The following is a 13,926-nucleotide window of genomic DNA, read 5'->3' on the forward strand; positions in this document are numbered from 1 at the left end:
AATTAAAAGGTAAAGTTCAATCCAAAACCAATGCTCTTCGTTTGTGGCATTGTGAATTGTTCGAATCCACCAGAGAAGTTGTTGTTTCCTTGTGTCGCTTCAGGATCTAGGTTTGGCATTTTAGACCATAGCAAAATGTTTCTTGCAAAAACAGAAGCTCTAAGGTCGACAGTATTGTCGAGTAACTTAGGGAACTGGTATCCTAAAGTAACTTCTCTTAATTTTACGAAACTCGCGTCAAAAACAGCTGATTCCGCAATATCACTTAGTCTGCGTTGCAATGCCTGATGTCCGTTCGGATCAGCTGCGCCTCCTATTGCAATGTCGTTTGGTGTCCCGTCCGCTTTAACACCAGGATAGATATATTGAGAATCTCTGTCAGCTGTTCTTGCATCTACTCCGTAAAAGTTCATTAAGCTGTTTGAACCGCTATACATTTTTCCTCCGTTTTTCCAATCCACAACTGCTCCTAAAGAAACTCTTTTGTAGGTGAACTGTGTAGAACCACCTAAAGTGAATTTAGGGGCAACTTCTCCTAGTACTTTAGGTTTGCCATCTCTTGTAGGAAGTCCTTTGCTGTCTACAATGATATTGTTATTGGCGTCTCTTGCGAAACCATCACCAAAGATAACCGGGAAACGGTCTCCTACACTAGCTCTAAGTTGTGGGGTTGTAAATCCACCTAAAAAAATGTTGTCTACACCGTCTTTTAAAGCCAGTACTTTACTGTCAATTTGAGAATAGTTCACATTGAATGTCCAGTTAAAATCGGCAGTACGTACAGGATTAACCATTAAGCTAAGTTCATGCACTGTTGTAAGCATTTTTCCGCCATTGGTTACAAGAGAACTAGCTCCTGAAGAACCAGCTAATGGAACATTGAAAATTTGGTTTGTTGAATTTTGTTCAGAGTAAGTATAATCAAGTCCAATTCGGTTGTTGAAAAGTTTTACATCAGCACCTACTTCATACGATTTTGTATTTTGTGGTTTTAAATTTGGGTCATATAATGTAGTGTTAGGAATAAAGGAGCTAACACCGTCTAAAGGATACTGTATTGGATTTACAGACCAGAACCCACCACTATAGGATGGTGTTGTGTAAGAGTTTCCAATGTAGTCTCCTGATTGTCCTACTTCAGCGATCGATCCTCTTAGTTTGGCATATGAAAGAACTGAGCCGCCTTTTAAGCCCTCTAGTTCTGTTAGTACAAAACCTAAAGAGGCTGATGGGTAGACGAAATCTCTATTGTTTCTAGGCATATTAGAAGCAATGTCTTTACGGATAGTACCACTCAGGAAAATCATGTTTTTATAGGAAAATTCAGCGTTGCTAAAAAAGCCGAGAGTACGAACTTGTCTACGGGTTTCTATTGATGATACTGTCCTTGCATTGGCAATTGTTGGCCAGCCGCCAAAGTTTAAATTGATTCCAGTATCCTCATAAATTTTGTTGTTTCGATGGTTGTACTCGTTTCCTACTAAAATATTGAAGTTAAAGTCATCAGTGATGTTTAAGTTGTAGTTTAAGGTGAATAAAGAGTTAATCACATCTTGAGTTGTACCTGTAAGTTCTACACTACTACTTTTTCCTGATAAATCAAGTTTGTTTCCAAATTCAAAAATATCTCTATAGTTAGTTGTCCAGGAATCTACACCAGCTTGATATTTAACAGTAAGTTTTTGACTTCCGTCTTCACTAATAACCGGGGAGTATTGAATATAGGCGTTCCCGTAAACACGATTTGTTTTTTCGCTAAACTCATTGTTTTTAGCTGCCCAGTAAGGATTGTTGAAGTTAGTTGGTCTGAAATAGATTTGATCGTACGGGTTTGTTGGCGAAGCATAACCATTTCCTTTTAAGTCGTAACTTCTTGGAGCTGAAAATACTCCGGCAATTGCACCATCATTTGCAGAGGTACTTTTGTTTATTTTGGTTTGTACATAGTTAAAGGAGAAACCGGTTTTCCATTCGTTACTTAGTTTAGTATCTACAACCGCTTTCGCAGTGTATCTGTTCATGCCAGTTTCAGGGATGATACCGTCTTGTTTTGAAGTTCCTACACCGAATGAATAGTTTGTTTTTTCTGTTGACTGAGCAATATTCAAGGAGTTATTTATTGTTACTCCAGTATTGAAGAAGTCATTAATATTGTCATAAGCCTGAGGTGCAACCCATGGGTCTAATCCTGCTTTTGCTCTTTGTGGAACATAATATTTACCGGGCCTTAAAACTCCACCATTTAAAGCATTACTTACATTACCGCCATATTTAAGATCATTTGGCAATTCTGAAATTTTAGGTCCCCAGTTCATTGAAGAGTTTGGATCAAATACTCCGTTTGTACCTTGTGCATACTCATTTTGAGTACTTGGTTTTTTTGAAATGGTTTCAAAACTTGTAGAAGTGTTAAACGTAATAGTTGGCTTGCCACTTTGAGCTAGATTTTTCCCGCTTTTTGTAGTAATTAAAATTACACCATTTGAGGCTCTAAGCCCGTATAAAGCTGATGCAGCCTGTCCTTTTAAAACGTTGATAGACTCAATTTCGTTAGGGTCGATATCCACTGCTCTGTTAGCAACGTCAGCTCCGCTAACTCCATTTCCAGTGCTGAAATCTGCTTGCGATGTTACTGGCATACCGTCAATAACGTATAATGGAGTGTTATTTCCTGTGAAAGAACGGGCACCACGGATTACAATTTGTGATGAAGCTCCTGGAGCACCACTAGAAGGAGTGATTTGTACACCGGCTAGTTTACCTTGTAAAGCACCAGAAAGACTGTTGTTGTTTGCTCTTGTAATGTCTGCTGCCTTCACTTCTTGTGTAGCATATCCAAGGGCACGTGCACTTTTCTTAACGCCTAATGCCGTAACTACCACACTTTCCAATTCTACTGAATCGTCTTTTAGTTTTGCATTAACCGTAGTAGCGCTAGCTGAAACTTCTTGGGCTTTCATCCCAATGTAGCTAAAAACTAATACTTGATTTGGTGCTGCTTTGATAGAGTATTTTCCATCAAAATCTGTTTGTGTTGCTGTCTTTGTTCCTTTAACTAATACACTAACACCCGGTAAAGGTATTCCTGCATTGTCAGAAACTGTTCCAGAAACAGCTCTTTCTTGCGCGAACGTAAGTTGCGCAACTAGTACTAAGAAAAGTACTAAGAATCCATTGAACTTTAGTTTCATTTTTAAATATTTTGAATTAGTGCGACAAAAATCTTAATAATTAGTTAATATACCTAATCAAAAAAGTTTTTTTTTCAATGAAACGGCAGTTTTACTGACAGGAATTATTTTTTTATCGTTAAAATGCATTCGAAATTGCATAATTCATTGTTTTTTACTTAAAATGAAACTAATGTTTTAATTTGTACCGGCTGAATTAAGTGTTAAAATTTATAAGATGGGCTGTAGATTTTGGTTTTTTCTACGTTTTCAACAAAAAAACCACCCATTTTCAGGGTGGTTTTGTGTTAAATTATGTTATTTTATAGTATTTCCTATTTATCCCAAAAAATCTTGGTGGTTAGTTTGTCTCCTCCAATTGAAGTTGCTGCAGCATTGTAATTTGTTGCGTTTAGTGTTTGTTCTCTAATAGGGTAGGCCATTCTGGAGGGTATTTGTCCTCCGGCTGCCGCATCTGCAGATGCTGGTGGTGTTAGGACAGGGAAGTTTAATCTTCTGGTTGATGTCCAGCCTTCAAAACCTCTGTTAAACAAAGCATACCATGCTTGCTCTCCTACTTTTTGTTGCCAAGTTCCTGTAGCCGTAGCATAAGCAACGGCTGGTTGAGCAAGGTAGGCATTGGCGTCTGTTGATGAAACGCCCCAGTCTTCCATAGAGGCTAGAATTGCTGCGTTGTAATGTGATGTAATGGTGCCTCCAACTGCAACACCTCTCCCTGAAGCTTCTGCTAACAAAAATTCTACTTCTGCATAGTCTAATAAAGTACCGCTGAAATCTGGTGCTTTGATTTTATCACTTGCATGAGTATATTTTGACTGTGAATTTTTTACTCCAACGATTCCTCCTCTATAACCTGTTACAGTTATTAGTTCATCTGCAGCATTTGTATCTTTGTATGTTGGTTTGAAATAAGGTGTTTTTCTTGGGTCGTTTAATGTAACTAAAGCATCTACAAATGGTTTCGCAACTACAAAATCGTTTCTGCCTGAGAATACCATATCTACATATAGTGGGTTGGTATTTGGGAGGTTTAGCATATAGGGTAATTTTGCATTATCTGCATTTGATTTGAAGCCTCCTGCTGCACCAGATATAATTGTTGCGTCGGCAATTGCCGCTTCAAGACCTGATGCTTTTAGGTTTATACCTAGTTTTAGTTTTATGCTATTTGCAAATTTGATCCAGGCATTCAGGTTGTCTTTGTATATAACTTCAGCGCTTCCAAATGCAGGTTTTGAAGTGTCTAGGTCTGCAATGTCTTTGTTTAGTCGTACGATTAAATCTTTGTAGATGTCTACTGCTTTATCATATTTAGGTAGGTAATCGCCAGCTCCTAATAGTGATTCCGAATATGGAACATCTCCATAAGTATCTACTAAAATTTGATACGTATATACCATTAAAATGTCAATTAAGATCAATTGATTTTTTTGGGTTATTGTTTTTTTTGTGAACTCCGGGTCTGTAGGCGAGATTACTTCTTTCTCTAAAAAACCTTTTGCCTGAGCTAGATCAGCAAGTGCTCCTGCATAAAGTCTGTCCCAGTGATTGTCTGAAATTTTACGAGTCACCCAATTGTAATTAGATTCGTCTAAATAGGTAGTCTCAGTCCATTGCTGATTGACTAATCTAAATATGTTTCTGTTTACGTTGGTATTGATAAGTTGTTCTGTTAGACTTTTTTCGGCATTTGTGAATAAAGTGCTTGCGGGTACTACAGAAGGATTTTTTACATCTATATTTAAGTCTGTTAGGCTGCTATCGTCACAAGAAACTGTGAGTAGCATGATTCCTAAAGCATATATTAATTTTTTCATTTTATTTCTGTATTAAAATTTGAACGTTAAGTTAAAACCAATATCTCTGGTTGTTGGAAGTGATCCAACTGAATAACCTCTAGAGCTATTTCCTGAAGACAATCCGCTTTCTGGGTCTGCGTATGGTAGATTTTTACTGATTATCCATAAGTTCGAACCAACTAAGCTTGCTGATGCTGAGCTTAAGAATGTATTTTCGAACATGCTTTTAGGGAAGTTATAAGTGATAGATACTTCTCTTAATTTAACAAAAGAGGCATCGTAGATGAAGGCCTTGTTTGGAGCAGCTTGATATCCCAGGCTGTTTGCGATCGATCCGCCTTTTGTTTTTACTGTATTTGGAGTTCCGTTAGGGGCAACACCTTCATTTAATAGTCCATTTTCTCTGATGTCTCCTACAGCAGTTTCTCTGTAAAGTCCGGATGCAAGACCGTAATACATATCCAGTGAGTAAATATCTCCTCCTTTTTGAGTGTCAATTAAAAATCCGAAAGTTAAATTTTTGTAAGTGAATTTGTTTCTGACACCACCGATCCAGTCCGGAGTAATATTTCCGATTACGTTATTTGAACTTGTGGTAATCATGTATTTTCCTGTAGCTTGATCAATGGTAGGTTGTCCGTTTGTATAAACGAAGTCAGTTCCTTTAAGTGTGCCATAGGCTTCTCCTGGTGCAGCATTAACAGTGACACCGCCCTGAAATGTTCCAAGTTGAAGATTGTCAAGTCCATTTGGTAGTGAAATAACTCTACTTCTGTTGTTGGACCAGTTTACAATAATTTCCCAGCTGAAATCTTTTGTTTTGATTGGAGTTCCGTTTAATTGAATTTCAAATCCTCTGTTTTCTATGTTTCCACCATTTACTAGTCCGTTTGTGTAACCAGAACCTGAAGAAACTGCAGCTGCAACAATCTGATCAACTGAGTTTGTTTTGTAGTAAGTGATGTCAAAACCTAAACGTCTGTTTAATAAGCTTGTTTCTAAACCAACTTCGAATGATTTTGTTCTCTCAGGCTTAAGATCTGGATTTTTGTTAATACTACGGAATGGAAGTAATAATGAGTTTGTGTAAAGAGGTTGTCCTTGGAAATTGGAAACTCTTGTATAAGTATTATTTAGTTGAAGTGCGTCTGCATCATTTCCAACTTCGGCATAATTGACTCTGAATTTCCCTAGATTTAACCAGTCTGCCTTTACTACGTTTGAGAAAAGGAATGATCCCGAAATTGCAGGATATACATAAGAGTTGTTGTTATCTGGTAATGTAGATGAAACGTCTCTTCTGATAGAAGCATCTACAAAATAAGTATCTAAATAACCAACAGAGGCCTGAGCGTAGATACCATTAACTCCTGAAGATACTTTTGCTTCTCTTGGGAACGGAAGGTCTAAGCGTGAATTTGATAAAGCGTAAATTCCGGGAACTACTAATCCTCCAACTGTTGAAGAAAGTACATTGTCTCTTTTGTTGCGTCTTATGTTTGTTCCGATAACTCCATTTAGGCTAATGTTTTCACCGATTTTTTTATTGAAATTCAACATGAAATCGTAATTAATTTCTTGAAAATTAATGTCGTTTCTTTGGTAGCCTGATGATTCGTTAACCGGAGAAAGGCCAAATCCTGAAGCTATTGATCCTACAGCTCTTCTTTCTTCTTGAAGTTGTTTGTAAGTGTCAATAGAAACTCTCCCTAGTGCACTTAGCCATGGGGCAATATCATAATTTAGAGAAGCGTAGCTAAATAAGCGGGTTCTGTCGTCAGAAGAGTAATTTTGATAACGGGTGAAGTACGGGTTGTCCCAATAGGCAGGTACTAAACCTGAAGGCTCCGTTGGGTCTTTCCAGTTCCATGTTACGTTTTGACCGCCTGATGCAAAGTAAACATCTTTTTGAGCTTGTACGTCAGTGTTGGTTTGCCACCATTGTCTGAAATTGCCCAGGATGTTGTCATTGTAGCCAGTTGAGTTTCTACCAACGGTACTTTGTAGGGTAACTGCTGCGTAGGCGTTAGCAGTAAGTTTGTCTGTAACTTTTTGACTAAATCTTGCGCTTATCTGATTTTTTTTCAATTCACTGTTTGGAAGGATACCAGTTTGATTGGTGTTAACATAGCTTAAAGATAAGCTTGATCTTTCTGTTGATTTTTCAAGTGCAATACTGTTAACGAAAGTGTGAGCATTGTTAAAGAAAGTTACAGGGCCATTTTTTGCAGCTGCCCATGGAGTGGCTTTTCCGTAGTTTGGTGAAAACGGTGTAAAAGCATCCCATTGATATACGGGTTGATTGTTGAAAGCGTCTCCGTCAGAAGCATCATTAGATGTGTCTACTGTGTCTGGTGTACCGGTTCCTAAAAATGATGATCCAAAGCCGTAACCAGATCCGTATCTGTCTTGATATTTAGGAAAAGTTGATTTGTCAATGCTTCCATTTGTGAATCCACTTGAAAAAGAAAATCCTATTTTGTTGTCATTTGATTTTCCTTTTTTTGTTGTTACCATTACAACTCCATTTGCAGCTCTGGATCCGTATAGTGCTGTTGCGGCAGCTCCTTTAAGGATGTTAATGCTTTCGATGTCTTCTTGATTGATGTCTGAAGCGTTGTTACCGTAATCATAACCACCGTTACCAATTTGCTGAGAAGAAACGTTTGAGTTTGAGTTGTCAATTGGCACCCCGTCAATAACCCAAAGAGCCTGATTATTTCCTGTAAGTGATTTGTTTCCTCTGATTACAACGTTTGTAGAGCCTCCAAAGTTATTGTTTCTCTGAACTTCTACCCCTGCGGCTTTACCAGATAAGAGATTGGCAACGTTAGCGTTTCCGGCTCCGCCATTAACGTCTTTTCCGGAAATTTGTTGAGAGGCATATCCAAGAGATTTTTTTTCTCTTTTAATGCCCATGGCTGTAGTTACCACAACGCCTTCTAGTTGTTGGGCATCTCCAGATAACTTGGTGTTTACTTGTGATGAGCTTGCGGCAATTTCTTGAGTCTTCATGCCGATGTAGCTAAATACTAAAATTTGACTTGTGGTTGCTTTGATGGAATATTTACCATCAAAATCAGTCTGTGTACCGGTTTTCGTTCCCTTGATTTGTACACTTACGCCTGGTAATGGCATACCTGCATCATCGGTAACGGTCCCCGAAACGGCTCTTTCCTGCGCAAAGGTTAGTTGCGCGAATAGTACTAAAAGTAGTACTAAAAATCCATTGAACTTTGGTTTCATTTTTTCAATTATTTTGAATTAGTCTTACAATATTCTTAATAATTTGTTAATAATCCTAGTGTTGAGTTAATGAATTTTCTCACAAGGTTAAAATTTAACATTATAACAGATAGTAACTATTGTGTTAAATAATTGAATTTACTGGATGTTTGTTCTTGTTGTTTTTAGGAATAATTCTTGTAATCCCGCTTATTTCTTAGGATTTTTCAGAAATAGCAAGTTCTTAATAATTTGTTAATAAAGTAGATCTTGTGTTGGTGAATTTTCTCACAAGGTTAAAATTTAACATTGTAGTATATACTAACAATTGTGTTAAATAATTTAATTTCCTGAAGATTTTCTCCGCCATTGCTGAGATTAATTCGGAGTAGCCCGCTTGTTGTCTGGATTGTTGTGCCGATTCCGACTCCTGATAATTTTTGTAATTTATTAAGATTTTGATTGTTTGTTAAATCTTGATAGATTGCAAAGTCTATAATGGAATTGATGTATAAATTGTTGGATACTTTGTACCTGTATTCGGTGAGCAACATAGAGGCGAAATTACCCTGAAGGCTGTTTTCTGCGAAACCTCTTACGGAGTTTGTTCCTCCAAATCGAAATAGTTCGTTGGTGATATAATTTTGGCTTTTTAAATAAAAAATTTGGGGATTCAAAAAGATGAAATTCTTTTTGTTAAGCTCAAAATTGTAGGACAAATTAAGGTTGGTATAGAATTGTTTGCTTGATTCTACGGTTTGAGGACTGTTGTTGGTGTTTCTTTTTCCGTACCCGATTATGAGGCTTAAGGAAGCTTTCTTGGGGAGTAACGTGTTGAGATAATCAGTTTTTTTATACTCGAGAGTAGAGGTGATATAAGAGTTTTTGTAGTCGCTAATTGTGGTGTTGTTTGTGTTTTGAATGTTACTGGATTCTGTAGATTGGTAGCCTAGATATAGTCGTGAATTGTAGTTTAAGAAATAACCTAAGTCGATTGCGGTTTTGGTGTTTTGAAAAGTACTGTCTTGTTTAAAAATATTTAGCTGCGCTTTTATGCCCAGTGAAGATTGAAATATGTACGGAATTTCAATCTTTGTGTTAAAGGTTTTTTGTTGGTTTCCATCGCTTTTCCAATACAGGGAGAATTGTTCGCCGGCACGCAGTGTGTTTAATAGTGACAGATCTAAGTATCCGTTTAAGGTTGTTTTTTTGTTTTCGTCATTAGAAAATCCAATGTATCCGTCAAAAGTGTTTGCTTTTCTTTTTTCAATATAGGTATATACTTTTGTAGAGTCGTTTGTGAATAATATTTCGGGGTATTTAGTTTGGGTTATAAATTCAAACGCATTGATGTCATTGTGTAGTTGTTTTATGGTTTCTTGGTTGAACGTTTTGTTTAAGTATTTTTTGTTGAGTTGTTTTAAGTGTCCTTTTGGGAAATAATCTCGTTTTGAGTCATCTGTTTGGGTTAGAATAATGGAATTTACAGTGCGTTTTTTTTCGGATTTAAAATTTAACGTTGCGTAAATTATCGATTTCTTTTTTTGGATGTTTTCAAGTTTTATTTTGTTAAGGGCGAAACCGGCTTTTTCTGCATCTAATGTTTTTTGATTTAGATAATTTTCCAGTTCTCTGTAAGGAATGATTAAAGTATCGTTCTTGATTTTTACATCATAAAAAAAACTGTGATTTGCTCCTATATATATATGGACTTCTTTTGTCTTGCTTTTTAAGTCGATTATGGAGGTGAAAGTGCTGTCGTTTATTTTTTTTGTCTCGATTATATTGTGGTCCAAATATCCATTTTTGGATAGTTTTTCTGAGGTGTTTTTAACTTCTTCAAAAATTGATTTTAAATTAGGATGGTTTCTTGAATAGTTTAACGAATCAATAATTTGAGTTTCGGTTTGATTTGTTCCTTTAATTTGTAAATGAAGGTCTTGAGCATGTGAAGAAATGCTGGCAATGAAAAATAGGAGGTGTAAAAGCGGTTTCAAAGGCAATTGTTTCATTTATTAAAAGTATTGCAAATATCTATTGTTTGTTTGTAAAATCATAAGCTTAAATAATGTTATTGAAAATTAATGGATTAACGTTTGTATAGTGAAAAATATTTTATACATTTGCAACCCCGTAAAAAGCGGGAATTTAATATACATAATAAATTTTTAGTATTAATTATGCCAACAATTCAACAATTAGTAAGAACAGGAAGAACTCAGATAACTAAGAAGAGTAAATCGGTTGCTTTAGATTCTTGTCCTCAAAGAAGAGGGGTTTGTACGCGTGTTTACACTACTACACCAAAAAAACCAAACTCTGCAATGCGTAAAGTTGCGCGTGTACGTTTGACAAATGGTAATGAGGTGAATGCTTACATCCCTGGAGAAGGACACAATTTACAAGAGCACTCGATAGTATTAGTTAGAGGTGGAAGGGTAAAAGATTTACCAGGTGTTAGATATCATATCGTTCGTGGAGCGCTTGACACGTCAGGAGTTGCAGGAAGAACGCAAAGAAGATCTAAGTACGGTGCTAAACGCCCAAAAGAAGCAAAAAAGTAATTTAAAAACTTTTAAGAAAAAGACATGAGAAAAAGAGCGGCAAAGAAAAGACCACTTTTACCAGATCCGAGGTTTAATGACCAATTGGTAACACGTTTTGTGAACAACTTAATGTGGGACGGTAAGAAATCTACAGCTTTCAAAGTATTTTATGATGCAATTGACATCATTGAGTCTAAAAAGCAAGATTCAGAAAAATCTTCATTAGAAATTTGGAAAGATGCGTTAACAAACGTTATGCCTCACGTAGAAGTACGTAGTCGTAGAGTTGGTGGAGCTACATTCCAAATTCCAATGCAAATTAGACCAGACAGAAAAATTTCTATGGCAATGAAGTGGTTAATACTTTATTCTAGAAGAAGAAATGAAAAATCTATGGCACAACGTTTAGCGTCAGAATGTTTAGCTGCGGCTAAAGAAGAAGGTGCTGCGGTTAAGAAAAGAATGGATACTCACAAGATGGCAGAAGCTAATAAAGCTTTCTCTCACTTTAGATTTTAATTCGTAAGAAATGGCTAGAGATTTAAAATATACAAGAAATATCGGAATTGCTGCTCACATTGATGCTGGTAAAACAACAACAACTGAGCGTATCCTTTTTTATACTGGAAAGTCACATAAAATTGGTGAAGTACACGATGGTGCTGCAACAATGGACTGGATGGCTCAAGAGCAAGAAAGAGGTATTACAATTACTTCAGCTGCAACAACTTGTGAGTGGAATTTTCCAACTGAGCAAGGAAAACTTTTGCCTGAATCATTGCCATACCACTTTAATATTATTGATACTCCTGGACACGTTGACTTTACTGTAGAGGTAAACCGTTCTTTACGTGTACTTGATGGATTAGTTTTCTTATTTAGTGCTGTTGATGGTGTTGAGCCTCAGTCAGAAACTAACTGGAGACTTGCTGATCAGTACAGAGTTCCACGTATGGGATTTGTTAACAAAATGGACCGTCAAGGATCTAACTTCTTAGGAGTTTGTCAACAGGTTCGTGATATGTTGAAATCAAATGCTGTTGCGATCACTTTGCCAATTGGTGAAGAAAATGATTTCAAAGGTGTTGTAGATTTAGTAAAAAACCAAGCTATCATTTGGCATGATGCGACTCAAGGGGCAACTTTTGATATCGTTGAAATTCCTGCTGATATGGTTGCAGAGGTTAAAGAATACAGATCTATTCTTATTGAAGCGGTTGCTGATTACGATGAAAACCTTTTAGAGAAATTCATGGAAGATGAAAACTCTATTACCGAGGAAGAAATCAACAACGCTTTAAGAGCTGCTACTATGGATATGGCTATCATCCCGATGATCGCTGGTTCTTCTTTCAAAAACAAAGGAGTTCAATTCATGTTAGATGCAGTTTGTAAATATTTACCTTCTCCAATGGATAAGGAAGGTATCGAAGGAATTCACCCTGATGATGCTGAATTATTAGAAGAAGATCAAACTAAAATCTTACGTCGTCCGGACGTAAAAGAGCCGTTCGCTGCTTTGGCATTTAAAATTGCTACTGACCCATTCGTAGGTCGTTTAGCTTTCTTCCGTGCTTATTCTGGACGTTTAGATGCTGGTTCTTATGTTTTGAACACTCGTTCAGGAAGTAAAGAAAGAATCTCTCGTATCTACCAAATGCACGCTAACAAACAAAATCCAATCGAATATATTGAGGCTGGAGATATTGGAGCTGCTGTTGGATTTAAAGATATCAAAACTGGAGATACATTGTGTGATGAAAAACACCCAATCATTCTTGAGTCTATGAAATTCCCTGCACCGGTAATTGGTATTGCAATTGAACCTAAAACTAAAGCTGACGTTGATAAAATGGGTATGGCTTTGGCTAAATTAGCTGAAGAAGATCCAACGTTTACAGTTAGAACAGATGAGGCTTCAGGGCAAACTATTATCTCAGGTATGGGTGAGCTTCACTTAGATATCTTAGTAGATCGTATGAAACGTGAATTTAAAGTTGAAGTGAACCAAGGTGAGCCTCAAGTTGAATACAAAGAAGCGTTTACAAGAACTGCAACACACAGAGAGACTTACAAGAAACAATCAGGAGGTCGTGGTAAATTCGGTGATATCGTATTTACACTTGAGCCAGCTGAAGAAGTGGATGGAAAAGTTCCTGTAGGATTACAGTTTATTAATGCAGTAAAAGGTGGTAACGTTCCTAAGGAATATATCCCTTCTGTAGAAAAAGGTTTCCGTGAAGCTATGAAAACTGGTCCATTGGCAGGTTATCAAGTAGATAGTTTAAAAGTAACTTTGACGGACGGATCTTTCCATCCTGTCGATTCTGATGCACTTTCTTTTGAGTTAGCTGCTAGAATGGGTTATAGAGAAGTAGCTAAAGCTGCTGGTGCTATTATTTTGGAGCCAATCATGAAAATGGAAGTTATTACTCCTGAAGAAAACATGGGAGATATCGTTGGTGATATCAACCGTCGTAGAGGTCAGGTAAATGACATGGGTGACAGAAACGGTGCTAAAACTATTAAAGCTGATGTGCCTTTATCAGAAATGTTTGGTTATGTAACAACATTAAGAACATTGTCTTCTGGTAGAGCAACTTCAACAATGGAGTTTTCTCACTATGCAGAAACACCTTCTAATATTTCAGAAGCTGTAATTAAAAAAGCAAAAGGTAACGCTTAATTCTTAAGAAAATGAGTCAAAAAATCAGAATAAAACTAAAATCTTACGATCACATGTTGGTAGATAAATCTGCTGAAAAGATCGTAAAAACAGTAAAAACTACTGGAGCAGTTGTAACAGGTCCAATTCCGTTGCCAACTCACAAAAAACTTTTCACTGTATTACGTTCTCCGCACGTTAACAAAAAAGCGAGAGAGCAATTTGAAGTAATGTCATACAAGAGATTGATTGATATTTATTCATCTTCATCTAAAACTATCGATGCATTAATGAAACTTGAATTGCCAAGTGGAGTTGAAGTAGAGATCAAAGTATAATTAGATTATATTTTATATAGGAAAGCGAGACATTACTGTCTCGCTTTTTTTATGAGCAAAAGTTATTTGTTTAAAGTGGTGTTAATTGGTATCAATGTGAAAACCTGAGGATTTGTAAAATTGGACATGGGTATTAGTTGGTTTGAAAAGAATCAGGTTCAA

At 36.7% G+C, this 13,926-nt stretch carries 8 protein-coding genes; 4 read left to right on the top strand and 4 right to left on the bottom strand.

Annotated elements, in window-relative coordinates; all coding sequences use genetic code 11:
• Nucleotides 1-2 precede the first annotated feature (2 nt).
• The 4 genes from FLA105534_RS16565 to FLA105534_RS16580 all read right to left on the bottom strand — a co-directional run bounded on the left by FLA105534_RS16565 (nt 3) and on the right by FLA105534_RS16580 (nt 10,227).
• Complete coding sequence (locus tag FLA105534_RS16565) at nt 3-3,191, bottom strand: SusC/RagA family TonB-linked outer membrane protein (protein WP_173967231.1); 3,189 nt, start codon at nt 3,189-3,191, stop codon at nt 3-5.
• Between the two features lie 314 nt (nt 3,192-3,505).
• Nucleotides 3,506-5,008, bottom strand: coding sequence for a SusD/RagB family nutrient-binding outer membrane lipoprotein (locus tag FLA105534_RS16570; RefSeq protein ID WP_173967232.1), 1,503 nt, complete (start codon nt 5,006-5,008; stop codon nt 3,506-3,508).
• Nucleotides 5,009-5,020: 12 nt separating this feature from the next.
• Entirely contained in the window at nt 5,021-8,236 is a 3,216-nt protein-coding gene (locus tag FLA105534_RS16575) for a SusC/RagA family TonB-linked outer membrane protein (protein WP_173967233.1), read from the bottom strand.
• A 275-nt stretch (nt 8,237-8,511) separates the two neighbouring features.
• The gene (locus FLA105534_RS16580; RefSeq protein WP_173967234.1) at nt 8,512-10,227 is read right to left on the bottom strand and encodes a BamA/TamA family outer membrane protein; all 1,716 of its coding nucleotides are present in this window, start codon (nt 10,225-10,227) and stop codon (nt 8,512-8,514) included.
• A 168-nt stretch (nt 10,228-10,395) separates the two neighbouring features.
• On the opposite strand from FLA105534_RS16580, the gene rpsL reads away from it, so the two are divergent.
• The 4 genes from rpsL to rpsJ are packed head-to-tail and all read left to right on the top strand — an operon-like array spanning nt 10,396 to nt 13,764.
• Nucleotides 10,396-10,779, top strand: coding sequence for a 30S ribosomal protein S12 (rpsL, locus tag FLA105534_RS16585; protein ID WP_007136570.1), 384 nt, complete (start codon nt 10,396-10,398; stop codon nt 10,777-10,779).
• A gap of 24 nt (nt 10,780-10,803) precedes the next feature.
• A complete protein-coding gene (rpsG, locus tag FLA105534_RS16590) occupies nt 10,804-11,280 on the top strand; it encodes a 30S ribosomal protein S7 (protein WP_007803600.1) in 477 nt (158 codons plus the stop codon).
• 10 nt (nt 11,281-11,290) lie between these two features.
• Nucleotides 11,291-13,447, top strand: a complete 2,157-nt coding sequence (gene fusA, locus FLA105534_RS16595) for an elongation factor G (protein WP_173967235.1) — start codon at nt 11,291-11,293, stop codon at nt 13,445-13,447.
• An 11-nt stretch (nt 13,448-13,458) separates the two neighbouring features.
• Nucleotides 13,459-13,764, top strand: coding sequence for a 30S ribosomal protein S10 (rpsJ, locus tag FLA105534_RS16600; RefSeq protein WP_007803605.1), 306 nt, complete (start codon nt 13,459-13,461; stop codon nt 13,762-13,764).
• Nucleotides 13,765-13,926 lie beyond the last annotated feature (162 nt).

Source organism: Flavobacterium collinsii (assembly GCF_902804485.1).
GTDB lineage: Bacteria > Bacteroidota > Bacteroidia > Flavobacteriales > Flavobacteriaceae > Flavobacterium > Flavobacterium collinsii.

Coding starts and splice junctions, on each gene's coding strand:
- rpsG (WP_007803600.1), top strand. CDS start 10,804: ATGAGAAAAAGAGCGGCAAAGAAAAGACCACTTTTACCAGATCCGAGG.
- FLA105534_RS16570 (WP_173967232.1), bottom strand. CDS start 5,008: ATGAAAAAATTAATATATGCTTTAGGAATCATGCTACTCACAGTTTCT.
- fusA (WP_173967235.1), top strand. CDS start 11,291: ATGGCTAGAGATTTAAAATATACAAGAAATATCGGAATTGCTGCTCAC.
- FLA105534_RS16575 (WP_173967233.1), bottom strand. CDS start 8,236: ATGAAACCAAAGTTCAATGGATTTTTAGTACTACTTTTAGTACTATTC.
- rpsJ (WP_007803605.1), top strand. CDS start 13,459: ATGAGTCAAAAAATCAGAATAAAACTAAAATCTTACGATCACATGTTG.
- FLA105534_RS16565 (WP_173967231.1), bottom strand. CDS start 3,191: ATGAAACTAAAGTTCAATGGATTCTTAGTACTTTTCTTAGTACTAGTT.
- rpsL (WP_007136570.1), top strand. CDS start 10,396: ATGCCAACAATTCAACAATTAGTAAGAACAGGAAGAACTCAGATAACT.
- FLA105534_RS16580 (WP_173967234.1), bottom strand. CDS start 10,227: ATGAAACAATTGCCTTTGAAACCGCTTTTACACCTCCTATTTTTCATT.